Raw genomic sequence first — 20,745 nt, 5'->3', positions numbered from 1 at the left:
CCGGTGGTCCGCTGCGCCGCCTCCTTGTGGTCTCCGCCGCGCCTCGGCGTCCCAAGGCACCGCCGTCGCGTGCTCCATGGCGACTCCCGCCGGCCGAGGCGTCTCCTTCTCGTGGCTTGGCGCACATCCGGCCCTCGTAGTGGTGTCCCCCTCGCGCGGCACCGCCGTGACGAGGAAGGATGAGACCGCAAACGAAGGATCAACCCATGCGGAGGAGCGGGCCCATGCAGCACGAGCGAGCGGGCAATCCGGCCGGTTTCGAGGATCTCGTCGATGTGGCCCGGCTGGTGACCGCGTACTACGCGCTCCATCCCGACCTGGACGACCCGGGGCAGCGCGTCACGTTCGGGACCTCCGGACACCGCGGATCGTCCCTGGCGAGCGCGTTCAACGACGACCACATCGCCGCCACCAGCCAGGCCATCTGCGAGTACCGCGCCGGCCAGGGCATCGACGGCCCCCTCTTCCTCGGCGCCGACACCCACGCCCTGTCGGAGCCCGCGCGCGTCACCGCCCTGGAGGTGTTCGCCGCCAACGAGGTGACGGTGCTGATCGACGACGCGGACGGCTACACACCCACCCCGGCCGTCTCGCACGCCATCCTCGCCCACAACCGCGGCCGCACCACGGGGCTCGCGGACGGTGTCGTGGTCACGCCCTCCCACAACCCGCCCGCCGACGGAGGGTTCAAGTACAACCCGCCCAGCGGCGGCCCCGCCGCCTCCGACGCCACCTCCTGGATCCAGGACCGGGCCAACGAGATCATCCGGGGCGGCCTGAAGGGCGTACGGCGCATCCCCTATGCCCGGGCCCTCGCCGCTCCCACCACCGGCCGTCACGACTTCCTGGGCGCCTATGTCGCCGACCTGCCCGGCGTGCTCGACCTGGACGCCATCCGGGCGGCCGGGGTGCGGATCGGGGCGGATCCGCTGGGCGGGGCGTCCGTCGCCTACTGGGGCCGCATCGCCGAACAGCACGGAATCGACCTCACCGTGGTCAACCCGCACACCGATCCCACCTGGCGGTTCATGACGCTGGACTGGGACGGCAAGATCCGCATGGACTGCTCGTCGCCGTACGCGATGGCCTCGCTCATCGAGCAGCGCGACCGCTTCCAGATCTCCACCGGCAATGACGCCGACGCCGACCGGCACGGCATCGTCACCCCGGACGCGGGCCTGATGAACCCCAACCACTACCTGGCCGTCGCCATCTCCTACCTGTACGCCCACCGCGACCGCTGGCCGGCCGCCACCGGCATCGGCAAGACCCTGGTGTCCTCCGCCATGATCGACCGTGTCGCCGCCGACCTGGGCCGCGAACTGGTCGAGGTGCCCGTCGGGTTCAAGTGGTTCGTGGACGGACTGGCCGGCGGCACCATCGGCTTCGGCGGGGAGGAGTCGGCCGGGGCGTCCTTCCTGCGCCGGGACGGCTCCGTGTGGACCACCGACAAGGACGGCATCATCCTGGCGCTGCTCGCCTCCGAGATCACGGCGGTCACCGGCAGGACCCCGTCGGAGCACTACGCCACGCTGGCCGCCCGCTTCGGCGAGCCCGCCTACGCCCGCATCGACGCGCCGGCGTCCCGCGAGGAGAAGGCCCTCCTCGGCAAACTCTCCCCGGCCCAGGTCAGCGCGGACACGCTGGCCGGAGACGCGGTCACCGCTGTCCTCACCGAGGCCCCGGGCAATGGCGCCCCCATCGGCGGTATCAAGGTGACCACGGACAACGCCTGGTTCGCGGCCCGCCCCTCGGGCACCGAGGACGTCTACAAGATCTACGCCGAGTCCTTCCTCGGCCCCGACCACCTCGGCCGGGTCCAGGAGGAGGCCAAGAGCGTGGTGCTGGCCGCACTGAAGGGCTGAGCACCGACAGGACCGCACACGGCCCGGGCCACGTCGTCGTGGCCCGGGCCGTTCGGGCTGCCGGCTCGTCCTGGTGGACCGTGATACAGGACACTGGGTGCAGATCCGATCCGGGAAGGACCGTCACGTGATCATCTTTGGCACCAAGGGGTACCTGTACCAGCTGGCGATACTGACGCTGGTCTGCGGGCAGTGCGGCAATCCCGCCGCGCACACGCTCAGGAAGCGCGTCACGAAGTTCACGCTGTTCTTCGTGCCGCTGTTCCCGATCTCGACGAAGTACCTGACGCAGTGCACCTTCTGCGGCGCGGAACAGAAGGTGACCAAGGAACAGGCGGAGCAGCTGCAGACGCAGAGCGCGGGCGGCCAGGGCGGTCAGGCGTACGGGCAGCCGGAGCAGCAGCAACACCGCTTCTAGGGACCCGCATCCCGGCCGGTGGGCGCATCCGGTACCGCCTACGTCGATCAGCTCACCGGTCGCCCACGGGCGCCGTACCCTCCTGTGCCCGGCGCCGCCGCTCATAGCGCAGCGCCACAGCCGTCGCGAGCGCGCCCGCTCCCTCCCACAGGCCCACACCGACGAAGACACCCGGCGCCCTCCCGCCCAGCGCGAGGCGCCCTCTCGCCCAGCGCGGCGACGGTGAAGAACGTGCACGTGAGCAGCCGGAACGGCACGGTCCACCGGAAGAAGGCCCGCCAGTCGGCCAGTGCCGCCAGCACGTAGTACACGCCCATGTTGAGCGCCGCCATGGACGACGCCGTCATGAACGCGGGCGTGAGGTCCCCGGCGGCGCGCTCACCCGGAGCGGCGAGACCGAGCAGCGACAACTGCGCGGCCGGCGAGACCAGACCCACCGCCCCGAGGGCGGCGGCGAGCACGCCGAAGACGGCCATGCTCCAGCCCGGGGCGGAGCGGGGAAGGCGCACGCCGGGATCGTATCCACGTTCGATCGGCGGCCGGCCCGGTTCCGTTCCTTTCCGGGCGGCGCTGATCCGTGTGGCAACCGGAAGATCTCGGGTACCCGTCCCGCCGCGGGCCCGGACCGGTGATGCGGGCCGATGGGCCTCCCGCAGTCGACCAGCGAGAACGGAGGCATGCAGAGATGAGCACCATCAAGGAAACCGTGGAAGTCGACGTTCCCGTCCACACCGCCTACAACCAGTGGACGCAGTTCGAGGAGTTCCCGAAGTTCATGGAGGGCGTCGAGGAGGTCAGGCAACTGGACGACCGCCACAACCACTGGACCACCAAGATCAGCGGAGTGCGGCGCGAGTTCGACACCGAGATCGTCGACCAGCTGGCCGACGAGCGCGTCACGTGGCGCACGACCAGCGGCGACGTCAATCAGAGGGGCTCTGTCCGCTTCGAGCGTGTCGACGACACCCACACCAGGGTCGAGCTGGTGATGGACATCGAGCCCAGCGGAGCCGCGGAGAAGGCGGCGGACATGACGGGCACGATCGACCGCCGGGTCAAGGGCGACATGAAGCGCTTCAAGCAGTACATCGAGGAGCGCGGAGCCGAGTCCGGCGCCTGGCGCGGACGCATCCAGCCCGGCGGCAGCGGCCCCGCCCTCTGACATTCACCCTCCGCCCGGACCCGGCCTCCACCGTGGAGGCCGGGTCCTTCTTCGCCCGCGCAGCGGAGAAGAGGTGATGATTCGGCCATCGTTATGACATGCACCTGTCCATATCGGCCTCCTGGTGGCACGCTGCCCTCTGACTGTCCGCAGTGACACCCCTGCCTGACCGGGCGGACGGTTCCCCGCCGCCCGGCCCCCGCAGCAGAAGGAGACCGCGTGATAGGCAGACCCCGCAGCCTTCGCTCATCCGGCGGCACCACCCGCGTTCGCCACACCCTCCTCGGCACCCTCGCAGGCGTCGCCGCACTCCTGGCGACCGGTGTCACCGCCACTCCTGCGGGCGCCGCGCCCGACCCGGGAGTCATGACACCCTCGGCGCAGGAAAGCGCCCTCGACTTCTGGACCCCGCAGCGGATGCGCGTGGCCACCCCGCTCGACGTCCTGTCCGTCGACCGCTCCGACGTACGGGCATCCGCACCACGCAAGGGCAAGACGACCGTCGTGGCACCCAGCGCACCCGGCTCCGACGTGGGGCCCCTGGCGATCCCGCACGGCGGCGGCCCCTGGTCCGGCGGGGGAGCGGTGGTCAAGACCGCGGGGCGGGTGTTCTTCACCTACCAGGGGCGTACCGCGTCCTGCTCCGGCAACGCCGTCACCAGCGCCAACAAGAGCACCGTGATCACCGCGGGGCACTGCGTGAAGCTGGAGGGAGCCTGGCACACCAACTGGGTGTTCGTGCCCGGCTACCACGACGGACAGCGCCCGTACGGCACCTGGGCCGCGTCCAAGACCCTGTCCACGCCGCAGTGGACGGCCAGTGAGGACATCAACTACGACATCGGCGCCGCCGTCGTAGCCCCGCTGGACGGGAAGCAGCTGACCGACGTCGTCGGCGGCCAGGGGCTGGCCTTCAACACCGGCTACAGCAAGCCCATGTACTCCTTCGGCTTCCCGGCCGCCGCTCCGTACGACGGCGAGAAGTTCATCTACTGCAGCGGAACCACCTTCCGGGACTTCCTGCTGTCCAGCGACCACGGTCTGACCTGCAACATGACCGGAGGCTCCAGCGGAGGCCCGTGGTTCACCCAGTTCGACGAGGCCACCGGGACCGGCCTGCAGTCCTCGGTGAACAGCTTCAAGTACAACTTCCTGCCGAACGCCATGTACGGCCCGTACTTCGGCGCGGACGCGCAGAACCTGTACCAGAGCGCCCAGTCGTCCTGAGCCATCGCACCAGCCGGGAGCCGGGTCCTCCTCCGCCCAACCGCGGAGGAGGACCCGGCTCCCGCGCGCCGTTCGATCCGCAGCGGGCGGTTCGCCGACGCGTCGCGTCAGCCCCGGGCCACCGCGATGGCCCCCGCGAGCCTCTCGCCCGCCTCGTAGATCATGTACGGGACGCCGCCGTCGGTGCCGAAGGAAGGCGCCGCGGCACGCCCGTTCTCGGGCGCCGCGCTGCGCGAGTCGTAGAAGACGCCGAGGTGGTTGCGCTTGCTGAAGTCGTTGCCGACCTCGGTGATCATGATGTCGCCGCCGCTGGACTTGTCCTTGTTGCAGACGACGTAGGTGCTGTTGTTCCGGTGCAGCAGGTGCGGACCGCCGACGTTGACGGCGCCGACGTCGCTGTGCCGGATCAGCGGCTGCTGGTCGTAGCTCCACGTGCGTCCGTCTGCGGACCAACCCCAGTGGATGTCACGGTGGTTGGTGGTGTTGTTGCAGTGTGCGGGTGAGCATCAGGCCGACGCCGGCGGCGAGTGACACCTCGGAAGCCGGGGAGACGGCAGGTTGATGACGGCAGTTACGGGCAAGGCGACCGGGGAGGGGAGGCGCGCATGAAGCAACCCACTGATTCCCGTGTTCCGCCGCCATGGGCCAGGCCGGGTAACCGATGGGGGCCGTGGGTCTACTGGCCGATGCTCTGCCTGAGTGTCGGTCTTCTGGTGTGGCGAGTGATCAACGGCAACGGCTCGGGCCGCATCCTGGTGGCGGCCGGCCTGATCCTCGTCTGGGTCTGCCTGCTGGCTGCCAACCGCGCGGCGCGACGCAGGCGGGAGTGACCTTGCGAGGCCTACTGTGCTGTCCCCGACGCGCCGCGCAGCGTGGTCGTCAGCTCCAGCCGAACCGCCGGTCCACCACGGCGGCGAACTCATCGAGGGTCAGTACCGCGTCCCCGTTCTGGTCGGCCGTGTCGAACAACGCGGAGGAAGCGTCGACGTCCTGCACTCCCCAGTACGGCAGGACGCCCGAGGCGGCCAGGGACGGTCCGTTCGTGCGCAGGGCGACGATCACCTCTTCCCGGGTGAGAACCCCGTCGTGGTCGAGGTCGAGCGCCTCGAACAGCTTGCGGGCCTTGTCGCTCATCGTTGTCCCCGTCGTATGGAGGTCGGGCGGGCAGATGCATCCCGCTCACTAGGGAGGACGCCCTACGCGCCGGCCGGGTTGCCCCCCGGGCAGGAAGCCGGCTCCAGGCGAACGCAGCAGTAGCCGGGACTCGGGGCCAGGCATGCCTGGAGGGTCTTCGTGCCGAGGCCTTCAAGGGCGCCGCGGAGCAGGCGCAGGTTCATACCGCAGACGGTCTCTGTGTGGTCGCGGGCGAGCGCGTGGAAGGGACAGTTGCCCAGCACGATCGCGTCACCGTCATGGCGGGGCTCGAATCCGTACCGTTCCAGCAGGTCGAACACGCCCGTGCCGCCCTGGCCGGCGAGCTGGGCGCCAAGATCGTGGGCTTTGCGGTGCAAGACGGTACGGACCGGCTCGCCGGTGGCTTCGGATTCCTCCATGGCCTGGGCGAGGAGCCGTCCGGCCAGCTCGTAGTGCCGCTCGGGCAGGCTGACGGAGACCTGCTTGGTGGAGCGCTTGTAGAGCTTGGCCGGCCTGCCCGCTCCTGGACCGGTGCGGCCGCTGCGCCGTTCGTAGACGACGTCGAGGAGCGACTCGTCCGCCAGGCGGTCCAGATGGAACGCCGCGGTCTGACGTGCGAGACCGAGGGCGGTGGCGGCTTCGTCGCGGCTGACAGGCTCCGGCTGGCGCACGACGTGCCCGTACAGCCGCATCCGGGTCGGCTCGTCCAGTGCGGCGACCGCGGAAACGTCGGCACGGGGCGCTTGCTGCGGGTGGTCCATGAACACCAGTGTAAAACCCATGGCTCTTGACTAAAGAACGCCGCCGCGCTTCTATCATTAATGAGAGTCATCGATAGAAGGAGCCGGTCATGTCGTCCCCCACCACAACCACCACGTCCGCCGTCCCCCGGCGATCTGGGTTCACCGACCCCGGCTACCAGGCCTTCGTCATCCTGCGTACCGGGTTCACCGTGGCGCCGATCCTGTTCGGGCTGGACAAGTTCGCCAACCTGCTCGTGGACTGGCCCACCTACCTCGCACCGTGGATCAACGGCGTCGTGCCCGGCAGTGCCCAAGCGGCGATGTACGCCGCCGGTGTCATCGAGATCGTCGCGGGACTCGTCGTCGCCATCGCCCCGCGCTTCGGAGGCTGGCTGGTGGCCGGATGGCTGGCCGGCATCATCGTCAACCTGCTGACCATCCCCGGCTACTACGACATCGCGCTGCGCGACTTCGGTCTTCTGCTCGGGGCTATCGCCCTGGCCCGGCTCGCCCAGCACTACCACGGCAAGCGGCCCTCGCACTGAGGGCACGGGGCTTGGCGACGTCCTTGCTGCCACCCGGACCGGGGTGTTCGGCTGCTGCCTCGTCGGCCACCAGGCGTGTGCTGAGTCAGGGGACCACGTCGTAGGTGAACAGGGAGGTGTTGTCGAGCGTCTTCCGGGGAGTGGCGCCCTCGCCCAGGGGCGAGATGAGCGGGTCGTCGATCCGATGGCCCAGGAGCTCCGCTGATTCCGACATCGCAGGGACATAGGTTCGCCCGTGCCGATTCATCCAGCCTTCCCAAAGCCGGTCCACGTTGGCGTGGTGCAGGAAGAAGACCGGATCATTCGGTGACGAGGCCGGAGCCATGTCCCCACCGATCCACCGGTGCACCTGGTTGTGGAGCCCCGTTCCGGTGAAGCCCTCCGAACGCGGTGGTCTTGAGTGTCGAGTCCTCCCGCTTGAGGCGCAGGACACCTTCGATGTAGGCGTCCCGGGCGTCGGGGCTGGTGATGATGTTCCTGCGTACGACGGCCATGTGTCAGACGCCCCCCTTGTGGCCGGGCCCGTGACCGTGGTGGTCCGGATGGCCTCCGTTGCCGCCGTCACCAGGGCCGTCGCCGCCCGGGAAGTCGGCGGGGAAGTTCTCGATCAGGGCCCGGATGGTGTCTGTCGCGGACAAGAACTCGTAGGTGGGCAGGGCATGGCTGTGGACCTGACCGTCGTTCGACACGATGAGTGGAGCGGTGAGGGGCGCACCGTCCACCGTGATCTCGTAGGTCGTCTTGATGACGATGTGGTGGCCCTGGAACTCGTCTTCGCGGATGCTGATCAGTGGCCCGTGGTGGTGCGGCTGCTGAGGCAACTCCGCCAGGTAGTTTCCGAGAATCGTGGGGTCGGCAGCCGCAGCCAGTTCCTCGGGGGTCACAAGACACCTTTCATCAGCGCAAGACGTCAAGGGCCATCGGCACGATGACTTTCGCTCCGAGTTTCGGAGTGCCCGGCTTCGGCCGCACGTCGAGTACGCCGAAACAGGTGTCGCCTGCCGCGGTCTCCGCCCTGGGTCGCGTCGCGGCCGGCCGTACCCTGCCGAAGGCAGCAGTAGGCACGTACCGGACGGTGGCAGATCGATGACCGACGCAGAGACGACCCCCGGCGCCCCCCTACCGCGGGTGCTGTGCAATACCGAGTCGCTCATCTCTGACGACTCGACACCGGCGGGTGCGCTGTGGCGACTGGCCGAGTCAGGGCGGCAGCTGGACGCCAACCTGATCCGCATCCCACCCCGAGGGCGTATCGACACGCATATCGAGCCCGACCTCGACGTCCTCCTGCTCGTGGTCGCCGGTGACGGCACCCTCGGCCCGGCGGCAGACCCGCAGGCCCTGGCCCCCGGCAGTCTGGTCTGGCTGCCCCACGGCAGCGAACGCAGCCTGGTCGCGGGGAGCGGCGGCTTGTCCTACGTGACCGTGCACCGTCGCCGCCCGGGCATGCAGATTCGTACCAGGTCCAGCACGTGACACCGACGGTACCCAGACCGCTGGGCGTCCCGGCGCCGCCCCCGGGTCGCAGGAGGTCGCCGGAAGCCGGCGTCCTCGCAGGTGGCGCCGGCGCCCACATGGGCGCTCGGTCGAAGAGCCCAGTCCTCGAGACGCCGGGCACCGGCCCACCGGCCTGAACCACCGCGGCACCATCCACTCCGCGCATCACCCGCACCGGCGATTCTCGGACCCCTGCCGCCGTACACCGTGTGTCGTCCGCCTCGCCGGGCCACACTGGGACCCATGCGGCTGGTGATCATGACGGCGGGATCGCGCGGCGACGTCGCCCCGTACACCGGGTTGGGCGCCGGGCTGGCGCGGAGCGGGCACGAGGTCACCCTCGTCACCCACGGACTGTTCGAACCGCTGACCGCCGGCTCCGGAGTGCGCTTCCACCCGACCCCGGTCGACCCGCACGCCGAGTTGCACTCCGAACGCGGCCGCGGTCTGCACGCCAGCACGACAGGGCTCGGCAAACTGCTGCGTGTGGTGTCGATGGCCCGGTCGGCGGCCGAGGAGATGACCGACGACCTCGTCCTGGTGGCACGCGGCTCCGACGCCGTGCTGGCCGCCGGTGCCGTGGCACCGCTGGGCCGCGCCATCGCCGAGGGGCTGACCCTGCCCAGCCTCGGACTGTTCCTCCAACCCCAGCACCCGACACGGGAGTTCGGGGCACCCATGCTCGGCGGACGCTCCCTCGGTGCCGTGGGCAACCACCTGGGCGGAATGGCCGTCACCACCGCCGTCGACCAGGTCTTCACCCGGGCCATGCGCCGACTGCGCACCCGGCACGGCATGACCCTGCCCGGCCTCGCCGCGAGCCGCCGGGCCCATGAGCGGGCGCGGTGGCCGGTGCTGCACGGCTTCAGCGAGGCGGTGGTGTCCCGGCCGCGGGACTGGCGGCCCGGGCTGGAGATCGCCGGGTACTGGTGGCCGCACGACACCCGCAGCCTGCCCCCGGACGTGGAGGAGTTCCTCGCCGCCGGGCCCGCCCCCGTCTTCATCGGGCTGGGCAGCGCCACCGTGCCGGACCCCGAGCGCCTGAGCGGCGAGATCGCGCGTGCCCTGCGCGCGGCCGGACTGCGCGGCATCATCCAGCAGGGGTGGGCGGGCCTGGCCGCCCGCTCCGACGAGGTGATCACCGTCGGCGATGTGCCGCACGCGTCGCTGTTTCCCCGTACGGCCGCCGTGGTCCACCACGCCGGAGCCGGCACCACCGCGGCCGTCCTGCGCGCGGGTGTCCCGTCCGTGCCGGTGCCGGTGCAGTTCGACGCCGGTTTCTGGGCGGCCCGTCTCGTCGCGCTGGGCACCGCCCCCTGCGCCGTCCCGCTGCGCCGCCTCACCGCCGACGCGCTCGCCCCCGCCCTGCGCCGGGCCGTGGGTGACCCGGCCCATCGCAGCCGCGCCCAGGAGGTCGCCCGCCGCCTGGCCGAGGAGGACGGTGTGGCACCGGTCCTGGCGGCACTCGACCGGCTCGCGTCGTGAGCGGCGACCGGGCGCCGCGACTCACGCCAGCGGCACCGTCGACCCCCTGATCACCACCCGGCAGGGCAGGGTCTCGGTCCCGGAACGGCGCGTGCCGCCGGAGATCGCCGTGAACAGGGCGTGCGCGGCGGCGCGCCCGACCTGTTCGAGGTTCATGTCGACACTGGTCAGCGGCGGCCGGGACGCGGACGTCAGAACCCGCCAGTTGTCGAAGCCCATGACCGCCACGTCCTCCGGCACCCGCAGGCCGCGCTCGCGCAGGACGTCGATGACGCCCCGGGCGATCTGGTCGCTGCCGCACAGCACGGCGTCCACCTCCGGGTGCTGGTCGAGCAGCATCGCCGTGGCCGCCCGCCCCCAGCCCTCCGACCACGCCCCGAACCGCGGCTCGCCCACCAGGGCCAGTCCGGCGCCGGCGAGCGCGGCCCGGGCGCCCTCGGCCCGTTCCTGCGCGGCGGCGTACCCGGGGTCGCCGGTGATGTGCGCGATCCGGGTACGGCCGCAGGCCAGCAGATGCTCCACGGCGATCCGGCCCGCGCCGACACTGTCCGGGACGATGGACAGATCCTCCGGATTCTCCGACGGCGCGTACGCGTAGACCACGGGCACCGGCAACTCCCGTCCCAGGGACGGACGCGGGTCGGTCCGGCTGCCGACCACGATGAGACCGTCGACCCGGCGGCCCAGCAGCGCGCGGACATGATGCTGCTCGCGGATCGCGTCCCCGCGGGCATCGCACAGGAACACCGCGACCTCGCCCGCTCCGAACGCGTCCTCGGCGCCCATCAGTATCGGAATGCTGAACCGGCCCTCCAGGTCGCTGGTCAGCAGGCCCACGGTGCCCGTCCGTCCGGCCAGCAGGCCCCGGGCCACCTGGTTGGGCCGGAACGCGAGGCGCTCGGCCGCCTCGATCACGCGTGTTCTGGTCTCCGCCCGCACCTGGCTGCGGCCGTTGAGGGCCTTGGACGCCGTGGCGATCGACACGCCCGCCAGCCGGGCGACATCGCTGAGGGTGGCGGGCTGCGAACGCGAGGGGCCGGTGGCCTGTGCCATGGGTCTTCTCCTGTCTCGCGTCGCCTGCCGACGCCGTCGAGGGCACCCCAAACAGTACGCGGAAATTTTCGGTCCTGCCCTGGTCCGGGTTTTCGAGTTCAGCTCAGAAACCGCTTCACGCAAGGGGATTGACGGGTCGTGGGATGCGTCCTTAGCGTCTCAGAAAGCCTTTTCGGCCCGTTTCCGCCACTCAGTTCAGTGCCACCACATCATTGTCCCGACCGGCAGGCCCGCACACGGCCCGCCGCGACACAAGGGGAATCGACCATGGGGAGCACGGCCGGACCGCGTGGACACATACGCCGCCTCGTCACAGGTGCCATCGCCCTGCTCGCCACCGCGAGCCTGGTCACCGCGTGCGGCTCGGACAACGACGGTTCCGGAGGGGGAGGGGGCAAAGCGGCCGCCGGCGGGGTCGACGACGGCACGAAGCTGACGATGTGGACGCGTGCGGCGACCCGGCCGCAGAGCGAGGCCCTGGTCGAGGCGTACAACGCGAGCCACAAGAACAAGATCGAGCTGACCGTCGTCCCCACCGACGACTACCAGGCCAAGGTCGGCGCGGCGGCCGGATCACGCGACCTGCCCGACCTGTTCGCCTCCGACGTCGTGTTCGTGCCCAACTACACCTCCAGCGGCCTCTTCGCCGACCTCACCGACCGCGTCGACGCCCTGCCCTTCGCCGAGCACCTGGCCCAGTCGCACATCAAGGCCGGCACGTTCGAGGACAAGAAGTACGTGGTCCCGCACACCCTCGACCTGTCGGTGCTCTTCTACAACAAGGAGCTCTACCGGAAGGCGAAGCTCGACCCCGAGAAGCCGCCCACCACCCTGCGTGAGTGGGACCGGCAGGCGCGGGCCGTGGACGCGCTGGGGGGCGGTGTCGACGGCACCTTCTTCGGCGGCAACTGCGGCGGCTGCGGCGTCTTCACCTGGTGGCCGTCCGTCTGGGCAGCCGGGGAGGACGTCCTGAACGAGGAGGGCACCGAGGCGAATCTCGCCTCCAGCGCCTCGAAGAAGGTCTACGACACCTACCGAGGCTGGGTGCGGGACTCCATCGTGGCGCCCGGCGCCCGCGAGGAGACGGGCACGACCTGGACCGGGATCTTCCCGAAGGGCAAGGTCGGCGTGATGCCCATGCCGTCGACCACGCTCGGGCTGATGCCCAAGGATCTGGACCTCGGCGTCGCGCCCATCCCCGGCCCCGACGGCGGCAAGTCCACCTTCGTCGGCGGAGACGCCATCGGCATCTCGGCGACCAGCGAGTCGGCCGACCAGGCCTGGAACTTCCTCGCCTGGTCCCTCGGCGACAAGGCACAGGTCGACGTGGTCGCCGCGCACAAGGACGTGGTGGCCCGCACCGACCTCGCGTCCAACAAGCACTCCAAGGCCGACCCGCGCCTGGTCACCATCAACGAACTCGTCGCCGAGGGCCGCACCCCGTACGCGATGAAGTTCGGCCAGACCTTCAACGACCCCAACGGACCCTGGCTGGAGCTGATGCGCCACGCCGTCTTCGGCGACGGCAGGACGGTCGAGAAGGACAACGACGCCGTCACCGCCTCACTGGCCGACTGAACCGACCCTCCCGACGTCCTACGGCCAAGGAGAGCCATGCCGGTGAAAGTGGCAGACCGGGCGACGGCCGAGCACCTGACCCCGCCGCAGCGGCAGGCCGGCACACCCCCGCCCCGCTGGCGTTCCCGCAAGGCCAAGGGCCTGGCCTACGCGGCCCCCACGGCGGTGTTCGTCACGGTCTTCTTCCTGCTGCCCCTGCTGCTGGTCGGTCAGATGTCGCTCAGCGACTGGCCGCTGCTCGGAGGAGACCGGGGCGTCAACGCGCCCGAGAACTACACCGACATCACCGACAGCACCCTGTTCTGGCCCGCGATCCGCTTCACCCTGCTCTACACCGTGATCGTCACGGTCGTCCTGCTCGCCCTGGCGCTGCTCCTGGCCCTGCTGGTGCAGGAGTCCCGCCCGGGCGCGGGCTTCTTCCGCACGGTCTACTTCCTGCCCGGCGCCCTCGGGCTGGCCTCCGCGTCCCTGCTGTTCTGGGGCCTGTACAGCCCCACCACCGGCCCGCTCAGCCGCATTCTCGAACGCCTCGGCCTCGTCGACGACCCGGTGTCCTTCCTCGGCTCACCGGCGTCGGCGCTGTGGTCGACGGTGTTCCTGATCGTCTGGAAGTTCGCCGGCTTCTACATGCTGATCCTGCTCGTGGGCCTGCAGCGCATCCCGCACGAGGTGTACGAGGCGGCACGGATGGACGGCGCGAGCCGCGCCCAGATCTTCCGCTCCATCACGCTGCCGCTGCTGCGGCCCTCCCTCGCCCTGTGCCTCCTGCTGTGCGTGACCGGATCCCTGCTCGCCTTCGACCAGTTCTTCATCCTCACCAAGGGCGGACCGGACAACAGCACGGTCACCGTCGTCCAGCTGATCTACCGGGAGGCCTTCCAGCGGCTGAACCTCGGTACCGCGGCGGCCCTTTCGATCCTCGTGCTGGCCGCGCTGCTCCTGCTGAACGCCCTGCAGTTCCGGGGCCTGCGCCGCGCCGACGAGTCATGACACCCGCCGCCTCATGAGAAGGGACACCACGGTGCTCACCCGCGCCCTGGGCCGGACGCCCCACTACGTCGTCGCCGGCTCTCTGGCCGTCATCTTCCTCTTCCCGCTGCTGTGGAACGCCTGGGCGTCGGTGAGCGGCCAGCCCGGCACCGCCCAGCAGTCCGGCTACGGCCTCGGCAACTACCGCACGCTGCTCGACTACGACGCGGGCCTGTGGAGGTACCTGCTCAACAGCACGGTCGTCTCGGCACTGACCGTCGCCCTGACCCTGGGGGTGTCCCTGCTGGGCGGCTACGCCTTCGCCCGCTTCGACTTCCCCGGCAAGAACCTGCTGTTCCTGCTGACCCTGGCCATCCTCATGGTCCCCTACGCCACCCTCCTCATCCCGCTCTACGTCCTGCTGGGCCGGCTCCAGCTGCAGAACTCACTGATCGGGCTGAGCCTCGTCCTGGCCATGTTCCAACTGCCGTTCGCCACCTTCATGATGCGGATCTCCTTCGAGGCGGTGCCCCGCGAACTGGAGGAGTCGGCCCTCGTCGACGGCTGCGGCACGGCGGGCGCGCTGCGCCGGGTGCTCCTGCCGGCGGTCCGGCCGGGACTGATCACCGTGGGACTGTTCGCGTTCCTCGCCGCCTGGAACGACTTCATCGCACCCCTGATCCTCATCTCCGACAGCGAGAAGGCACCGCTGCCCCTGGCCGTCGCGAACCTGCGGCAGCAGAGCATGGGCGCCGTCGACTACGGCGCCACCGAGGCGGGCGTGGTGGTCCTGGCCGTGCCCTGCCTGCTGCTCTTCCTGCTGCTGCAACGGCACTACATCAGAGGCTTCATGTCCGGCGCCCTCAAGGGCTGAGCCGGCACAGAGCCGCTTCGACGGACAAGACGGACCACCGGAAGGACGTGGACGAAGGCATGGACTGGTGAGGGAGAACACGGCACGCTCGCTCGTGCTGCCGGTGGCGCCGACCCGGGGCCGGCTGCGCCCGCTCGGCCTGGACGAGGTCCGGATCACCGGCGGCTTCTGGGCCCGGCGCCGCCACACCAACGCGACCGCGACGCTCGGCCACTGCCGCGACTGGATGGAACGCGAGGGCTGGACCGGCAACTTCCGGGCCGCCGCCGAGGGCCGGATCCACACCGACCGGCGCGGCCGGGAGTTCGCCGACTCCGAGATCTACAAGCTCCTCGAGGCCATGGCCTGGGCGGGCGCTTCACACGACGGGGACGTCGCCGCGCTCACCGACGTCATCGCCCCCGCCCAAGCCCCGGACGGCTACCTGAACACCGCCTTCGGCCGCCCCGGACAGCAGCCCCGCTACAGCGACCTCGAATGGGGCCACGAACTCTACTGTCATGGGCACCTCATCCAGGCGGGTGTGGCCCAGGCCCGTGCCAGGGGCGAGGGCGAGCTGACGAAGATCGCCCGCCGGGCCGCCGATCACCTCTGCGCCGCCTTCGGACCGGGCGGCAACCAGGGCATCTGCGGGCACCCGGAGATCGAGACGGCCCTGGTGGAAATCGCCAGGCTGACGGGGGAGCAGCGCTACCTCGACCAGGCCGCGCTGTTCCTCGGCCGGCGCGGCCACGGCACCCTCGCCGACATCGAGTTCGGCCGCGCCTACTTCCAGGACGACCTGCCCGTCCGCCGGGCCACGGCTCTGCGCGGCCACGCCGTGCGCGCCCTGTACCTCGCGGCCGGCGCGGTCGATGTGGCCGTGGAGACAGGGGACGACGCGCTGCTCACCGCCGTCGTGCGGCAGTGGGAGGCGACGGTCGCCCGGCGGACCTATCTGACCGGGGGGATGGGCTCGCACCACCGCGACGAGTCCTTCGGCGACGACTTCGTGCTGCCGCCGGACCGCGCCTACTCGGAGACCTGCGCCGGTGTCGCCTCGGTGATGCTCGCCTGGCGGCTGCTGCTGGCCACCGGCGAGCCGCGCTTCGCGGACCTGGCCGAGCGGACCCTGTTCAACGTGATCGCCGCCTCTCCGTCCGAGGACGGCCGGGCCTTCTTCTACGCCAACACCCTGCACCGCCGTCACCGGGGCACCGTGCCCCCGGCGGACCGCGTCAGCCCGCGCGCCGACTCGGGCCTGCGCGCCCCCTGGTTCGCGGTGTCGTGCTGCCCGACCAACGTGGCGCGCACGCTCGCCCAACTGCCCGCGTATCTGGCGACGGCGGACGACGAGGGCCTGCAACTGCACCAGTACGCCGACGCCGAACTGGCCACCTCCCTGGGCGACGGGCAGGGCGTGGCGCTGCGGGTCCGTACCGACTACCCGTCCGGCGGGACCGTGGTCGTGCGGATCAGCCGCTCCCCTGCCCGCCCCTGGACCCTGACCCTGCGCGTCCCCGCGTGGACGGCGGGGGAGACCGCCCGGCTGATCGACCAGGACGGGAACCGCCGTACCGTCGCCCCGGGCACGGCGCGGCTCACCCGGGTCTTCCGCCCCGGCGACGAGATACGCCTCGAACTGCCCGTCACCCCGCGCTGGATCCGGGCCGACCCCCGCATCGACGCCACACGCGGCACGGTGGCCGTCCAGCGCGGACCCCTCGTGTACTGCGCCGAATCCACCGACCTGCCGGACGGACACGATGTCGACGCGCTCCGCGTTGATCCGTCCGCCGCACCGGAGGACGGGCCGGGCGACACGGTCCTCGCACCCGGTGAACTCGCCGAACCGCACGACACCGCCTGGCCGTACCGGCCGGCCGACGAAGCCACCGCACCCGCGGCCGGCCCCGAGGCCATCACCCTCGTCCCCTACCACTCCTGGGCGAACCGCGGCCCCTCGACCATGCGCGTGTGGCTGCCGACGACCCCGCCCCCGACAACGCCGACCGAGAGGTAGCCGTGCCCGCACAGCGAAGACGACACCGCCGCGGCATCCTGGCCGGGGCGCTGGCCCTGGGCCTGCTGGCCCCGCTCGCCGCCACCGGCCCGGCAGCGGCGGACAACGCGGCGATCGGCTACCCGGTCTACACCGGATCCGACCACCCCGTCCCTACGCTCCCGGCCGGCTTCACCGTCCACCGCACCCTGCGCACCCAGTACGAGGCCGACCGCAAGGCCGGGGACGGCACCGACTTCTGGATGGACCGCATGCTGGCCCGCAAGGGCGAGGACCCGGCGGGGGACTGGCTGTTCACCCGGGGACGCGCCCTGTTCATGAAGGAACACGCACCGTCCCAGCTGGGCTTCGCCGGCAAGGTCGCCTACTGGGAGAGCATCGACAACCGGTCCGCGTACACCATCACCCTGAACGCCGACGGCGAGAACCTCACCCTGCGGGAGAACACCGGCGCCCGCATCCAGACCCCCAGCTACTGGCGCAGCGAGTTCACCCATGAGGCCACCGGCCTGAAGGTGACACAGACCAAGTTCATCACCGAGGCGAACGCCGCCGTCACGAACCTGGCGCTCACCAACACGGGCCCTGAGCGCCGTGAGGTCCGGCTGCGCGCCACATCCCCGTACACGACGACCGCCGAGGGCCGTGAGCTCACCGGCGCGGTGCCGGCGAAGAACAACCTCACGACCCTCTTCCCCCGCCTCAGCGGTGACGGCTTCACCGCCGAGGGCGAGTCGCTGGCACGCACGCTGGCCCTGCCGGCCGGGCGCACCCTCACCACCAAGGTCCAACTCGGCTTCGTCACCGAGGAGATCACCGACTCCCGCCCGGAGTACGACTCCGTGCGCGCCGCGTCCCCCGCCACTGCCTTCCGCCGGCATGTACAGACGTACAACCGCTGGTGGGCCGAGAACCTGCCCTACCTCGACGTCCCCGACGACAACATCGAGAAGACGCTGTACTACCGCTGGTGGCTGCTGCGCTACAACTACCTCGACGCCGACATCCCGGGCAGCGACTACCAGTTCCCCACCTCCATGGAGGGCGTGCTCGGCTACAACAACGCCATCGCGCTCACGGTCGGCATGTTCGTCGACGACCTCAAGTACCTGCGCGACCCGAGCTACTCGTACGGCCCGTGGGTGTCGGCCGGAGAGGTCTCGAAGAACGGCAAGTACACCGACAACCCGGGCGACCCGGAGAACTGGTCCAACAGCTACACCCAGTACATCTCCGAGGCGGCATGGCGCTCCTACCAGGTGCACGGCGGCCCCGACGGCATCGTGCGCAACCTCGCCCGCTACGCGGAGAAGGACGTCCGCGGCCAGCTCGACACCTACGACGAGGACGGCAACGGGCTGATCGAGTACGACTGGGGCGCGATGACCGGCAACGACGCCGACGCCGTGTCCTTCGACTGGAAGCCCGGCAACCTGGACCGCGCCGAATCCGCCTACGTCTACAGCAACGCGACGGCGGCCGCCCGCGCGTACGACCTGCTCGGCGAGAAGGCCAAGGCCGACGAGATGCGCGGGACGGCGAACCGGGTGAAGAAGGCGGTCCTCGACCACCTCTGGGACCCGAAGGACAAGCTGCTCAAGCACCGGCACGTCGCCAGCGACACCCTGGTGCCCTGGAAGGAGATCAACAACTACTACCCGTACAGCGTGGGCCTGATGCCCACACCGGAAGAGGACCCGCAGTACCTCGAGGCGCTGCGGCTGTGGGCGGACGCGAAGCAGTACCCCGTCTTCCCGTTCTTCACGGCCAACCAGGCCGACAAGGCGCAAGCGGCGGAGCAGGGCCACCCCGGGAGCAACAACTTCTCCGTCATCAACTCCACCGTCACCTTCCGCTTCCTCTCCTCGGTGCTGCGGAAGTACCCCAGCAAGTACATCGACCGCACCTGGTACAAGAAGCTGCTGTCCTGGAACGCCTGGGCCCACTACGTCGACGGTGACAACCGGTACCCCGACCAGAACGAATTCTGGTCCGACGGCCGTGCCGACCCGCAGGAGATCGGCTACCGCTCCTGGATCCACCACACCATCCTCGGCACCACCAACTGGACCGTCATCGAGGACGCGATGGGGTTCAGGCCGCGCGACGACCGGAAGATCGAGCTGTGGCCGATCGACGTCGACTGGCCGCACTTCGCGGTCACCGACATCAACTACCGGGGCACGGACGCGGCCGTCCTGTGGGACGAACCCGGCGACGGGAAGCGCCCGTACGGCAAGCGGGTCCCCGAGGGGTACTCGCTCTACCTCGACGGGAGGCTCGCCTTCACCGCCGACCGCCTCACCCACCTCGTCTACGACCCCACGACCCGCAAGGTCACCTTCCCCGACGGCGGCGGAGCCAAGGCGAGGACCACCGGCCTGCGCGCGCATGTCGTAGAGCCGCAGGACGTCACCCACGGCCCGAAGGAGCGCGTCACCGACCTGTTCGCCAAGGCCGGACGGGACCTCACGGGCAGGGCCGGGAACAACCTCGCCGCCGGCGCCACCGCCCGCGCCTCCCACGAGGCCGAGGGCCGGGGCGTCGCCGGTGCCGTCGACGGCTTCACCGTCAACGAGCCCTCCTGGGGCGCCCGCGGCTCCGGCAACACCGAGGACTGGTACGAGATCGACTTCGGCCGCCCCCGCACGGTCGACGACGTCCGGCTCCACTTCTCCAGTGACAAACGGCCCGGCGGATACGCCGAACCGGCCCTCTACACCGTGCAGTACCAGGACCGGGCCGGCCAGTGGAAGGACGTGGCCCGGCCCGCCAAGTCACCGGCGTATCCCAGGGCCAACCTCAACCGGGTGCGCTTCCAGGAGGTGACCACGGGCAAGCTGCGCGTGCTCATGCGCCACCGCGACGGCCACACCAGCGGCCTGAAGGAGATCCAGGCCTTCGACACCGACGCCCGCCCGCCGACGGCCCGCAACCGGCCTCCCTACGTCGAGGCCTGGCGGGACCCGACGTACACCCGGCCGGGCCAGGTCAGGCTCACGGGCATCACCGAGGACGACGGACTGCCGAAGAGGACACTCTCCGCCTCCTGGCGGGCGGCCGACGGGCCGGACGACGGCACCGTCATCTTCGACGACCCGCACGCCCCCACGACCGTCGCCCGGTTCACCAAGGCGGGCACCTACACCCTCGAACTCACCGCCACCGACGGCGCGCTGACGTCGTCGAAGCGGGTCGAGGTGAAGGTCGAGGAGCTCGGCGACGGCCGGCTGAACTTGGCACCGTCCGCGACCCCCACCGCGTCCTACACCTCCGGCTGGGAGTCGGTGGCCGCGATCAACGACGGCCGTGAACCGGCCTCGTCGTCCGACGCCCCGCGCTGGGGAAGCTGGCCCCAGAAGGACACCCAGTGGATCCAGTACACCTGGGAAGAACCGGTCCGCGTGGACGGCTCCGACCTGTACTTCTTCCGCGACGCACAGCCCGGCGCGGCCGACGGTGTGGGCGTGCCGGCCTCCTGGGTCATCGAGTACCGCGACGGCGACACGTGGCGCGAGGTCCCCGCCCCCAGCGGCTACGGCACCGCCGAGAACCGCTACAACCGGACGACGTTCACCCCGGTCACCACCACCGCACTGCGGGCGAAGCTCACCGGACACCCGAATCTGGCCCTCGGCGTCCAGGAATGGAAGGTCTACGCCGAGGCACCGGAGTCGGTACGCGAGACCCACATCCCCACCCTCCGCGGCACCGTCCCCGACCTGCCCGAGCAGGTGACACTCGTCTACGCCGACGGCTCCACGGCGCGCTCACCCGTGGCCTGGCCGGCCCTGACCGAGGACCAGGTCGCCGAGGGCGGCACCAGCGTCACGCTCACCGGCCTCGCCGACCGCACCGCCCAGCCGGTCACCGCCACGGTATGGGTACGGCACACGGACGCGGTCGAGATCACCAGCATCGCGGAGGAACGCGTCACCACCCGCCCCGGCAGGCCCCCCGCGCTCCCCACCACGGTCGTCGCCACCTACAACGACGGCTCCAGGGACAGCCGGACCCGGGTCACCTGGGACCCGGTGGATCCGGACCAGTACGCCGGACCCGGGACCTTCGAGGTCAGGGGAACCGTGCCGGACTCCTCCCACCGCGCCACGGCCACGATCACCGTGACACCCCCGCGCGACCCGGGTGGGACATCTCCTGCCCGCCGATGACCCATGACGATCGGAGTGCGC

Annotated in this window: 18 protein-coding genes and 3 pseudogenes; 13 read left to right on the top strand and 8 right to left on the bottom strand. The window is 70.7% G+C overall.

The genetic code is table 11. The annotated features are described in order from the left end of the window. The first annotated feature begins 224 nt into the window (after positions 1–224). Complete coding sequence (gene pgm, locus OHU35_RS00780; RefSeq protein ID WP_405504163.1) at positions 225–1,865, top strand: phosphoglucomutase (alpha-D-glucose-1,6-bisphosphate-dependent); 1,641 nt, start codon at positions 225–227, stop codon at positions 1,863–1,865. Between the two features lie 127 nt (positions 1,866–1,992). Next, positions 1,993–2,283 (top strand): zinc-ribbon domain-containing protein, encoded by a 291-nt coding sequence (locus tag OHU35_RS00775; protein ID WP_189729724.1) that lies wholly within the window; start codon positions 1,993–1,995, stop codon positions 2,281–2,283. A gap of 52 nt (positions 2,284–2,335) precedes the next feature. On the opposite strand, the pseudogene OHU35_RS00770 reads toward OHU35_RS00775, so the two are convergent. Beyond that, positions 2,336–2,759, bottom strand: a pseudogene (locus tag OHU35_RS00770) (hypothetical protein). A 209-nt stretch (positions 2,760–2,968) separates the two neighbouring features. Between OHU35_RS00770 and OHU35_RS00765 the strand changes: the two are divergent. Then, positions 2,969–3,445, top strand: coding sequence for an SRPBCC family protein (locus OHU35_RS00765; RefSeq protein ID WP_189729721.1), 477 nt, complete (start codon positions 2,969–2,971; stop codon positions 3,443–3,445). A 219-nt stretch (positions 3,446–3,664) separates the two neighbouring features. Further along, entirely contained in the window at positions 3,665–4,672 is a 1,008-nt protein-coding gene (locus OHU35_RS00760) for a trypsin-like serine peptidase (protein ID WP_405504161.1), read from the top strand. A 107-nt stretch (positions 4,673–4,779) separates the two neighbouring features. On the opposite strand, the pseudogene OHU35_RS00755 reads toward OHU35_RS00760, so the two are convergent. After that, positions 4,780–5,160: pseudogene (locus OHU35_RS00755) on the bottom strand (hypothetical protein); the annotation flags it as partial. A gap of 117 nt (positions 5,161–5,277) precedes the next feature. Between OHU35_RS00755 and OHU35_RS00750 the strand changes: the two are divergent. Continuing rightward, positions 5,278–5,502 (top strand): hypothetical protein, encoded by a 225-nt coding sequence (locus OHU35_RS00750; RefSeq protein WP_189729717.1) that lies wholly within the window; start codon positions 5,278–5,280, stop codon positions 5,500–5,502. Positions 5,503–5,551: 49 nt separating this feature from the next. Here OHU35_RS00750 and OHU35_RS00745 read toward each other — a convergent pair whose 3' ends face one another. Then, positions 5,552–5,806 (bottom strand): EF-hand domain-containing protein, encoded by a 255-nt coding sequence (locus OHU35_RS00745; protein WP_189729715.1) that lies wholly within the window; start codon positions 5,804–5,806, stop codon positions 5,552–5,554. Positions 5,807–5,868: 62 nt separating this feature from the next. Further along, positions 5,869–6,567: a helix-turn-helix transcriptional regulator gene (locus OHU35_RS00740; RefSeq protein WP_405504159.1), complete on the bottom strand. Its 699-nt coding sequence runs from the start codon at positions 6,565–6,567 to the stop codon at positions 5,869–5,871. A gap of 89 nt (positions 6,568–6,656) precedes the next feature. On the opposite strand from OHU35_RS00740, the gene OHU35_RS00735 reads away from it, so the two are divergent. After that, positions 6,657–7,094 (top strand): hypothetical protein, encoded by a 438-nt coding sequence (locus OHU35_RS00735; RefSeq protein WP_405504157.1) that lies wholly within the window; start codon positions 6,657–6,659, stop codon positions 7,092–7,094. Positions 7,095–7,179: 85 nt separating this feature from the next. On the opposite strand, the gene OHU35_RS00730 is transcribed toward OHU35_RS00735, so the two are convergent. From OHU35_RS00730 to OHU35_RS00720, 3 genes and pseudogenes are all read right to left on the bottom strand, one after another. Next, positions 7,180–7,308, bottom strand: a complete 129-nt coding sequence (locus OHU35_RS00730) for a hypothetical protein (protein WP_405509435.1) — start codon at positions 7,306–7,308, stop codon at positions 7,180–7,182. A 39-nt stretch (positions 7,309–7,347) separates the two neighbouring features. Next, positions 7,348–7,527, bottom strand: a pseudogene (locus tag OHU35_RS00725) (tyrosinase family protein); the annotation flags it as partial. A 64-nt stretch (positions 7,528–7,591) separates the two neighbouring features. Then, entirely contained in the window at positions 7,592–7,978 is a 387-nt protein-coding gene (locus OHU35_RS00720; protein ID WP_189729707.1) for a hypothetical protein, read from the bottom strand. A gap of 202 nt (positions 7,979–8,180) precedes the next feature. Between OHU35_RS00720 and OHU35_RS00715 the strand changes: the two genes are divergently transcribed. After that, positions 8,181–8,570, top strand: coding sequence for a hypothetical protein (locus OHU35_RS00715; RefSeq protein WP_189729705.1), 390 nt, complete (start codon positions 8,181–8,183; stop codon positions 8,568–8,570). A gap of 264 nt (positions 8,571–8,834) precedes the next feature. Then, positions 8,835–10,076, top strand: a complete 1,242-nt coding sequence (locus OHU35_RS00710; protein WP_189729703.1) for a glycosyltransferase — start codon at positions 8,835–8,837, stop codon at positions 10,074–10,076. A gap of 21 nt (positions 10,077–10,097) precedes the next feature. Here the strand turns inward: OHU35_RS00710 and OHU35_RS00705 are convergent, their stop codons facing one another. After that, positions 10,098–11,129 carry a LacI family DNA-binding transcriptional regulator gene (locus OHU35_RS00705; RefSeq protein WP_189729701.1) on the bottom strand — a complete coding sequence of 344 codons (1,032 nt, stop codon included), beginning with the start codon at positions 11,127–11,129 and terminating at the stop codon, positions 10,098–10,100. A gap of 267 nt (positions 11,130–11,396) precedes the next feature. Between OHU35_RS00705 and OHU35_RS00700 the strand changes: the two genes are divergently transcribed. The 5 genes from OHU35_RS00700 to OHU35_RS00680 all read left to right on the top strand — a co-directional run bounded on the left by OHU35_RS00700 (position 11,397) and on the right by OHU35_RS00680 (position 20,724). After that, the gene (locus OHU35_RS00700) at positions 11,397–12,707 is read left to right on the top strand and encodes a sugar ABC transporter substrate-binding protein (RefSeq protein WP_189729699.1); all 1,311 of its coding nucleotides are present in this window, start codon (positions 11,397–11,399) and stop codon (positions 12,705–12,707) included. Positions 12,708–12,743: 36 nt separating this feature from the next. Further along, the gene (locus OHU35_RS00695; RefSeq protein ID WP_229873413.1) at positions 12,744–13,697 is read left to right on the top strand and encodes a carbohydrate ABC transporter permease; all 954 of its coding nucleotides are present in this window, start codon (positions 12,744–12,746) and stop codon (positions 13,695–13,697) included. 31 nt (positions 13,698–13,728) lie between these two features. Further along, a complete protein-coding gene (locus OHU35_RS00690; RefSeq protein WP_184599061.1) occupies positions 13,729–14,550 on the top strand; it encodes a carbohydrate ABC transporter permease in 822 nt (273 codons plus the stop codon). Positions 14,551–14,617: 67 nt separating this feature from the next. Continuing rightward, on the top strand, positions 14,618–16,552 hold the full coding sequence (locus OHU35_RS00685) for a glycoside hydrolase family 127 protein (protein ID WP_405504155.1): 1,935 nt from the start codon (positions 14,618–14,620) through the stop codon (positions 16,550–16,552). After that, positions 16,507–20,724: an Ig-like domain-containing protein gene (locus tag OHU35_RS00680; RefSeq protein ID WP_405504153.1), complete on the top strand. Its 4,218-nt coding sequence runs from the start codon at positions 16,507–16,509 to the stop codon at positions 20,722–20,724. The genes OHU35_RS00685 and OHU35_RS00680 overlap by 46 nt, the downstream gene beginning before the upstream one ends. Positions 20,725–20,745 lie beyond the last annotated feature (21 nt).

Source organism: Streptomyces purpurascens (assembly GCF_045040895.1).
GTDB lineage: Bacteria > Actinomycetota > Actinomycetes > Streptomycetales > Streptomycetaceae > Streptomyces > Streptomyces purpurascens.
The sequence above is the reverse complement of the archived record's forward strand: the minus strand, read 5'-3'. Positions and strand labels throughout refer to the sequence as shown.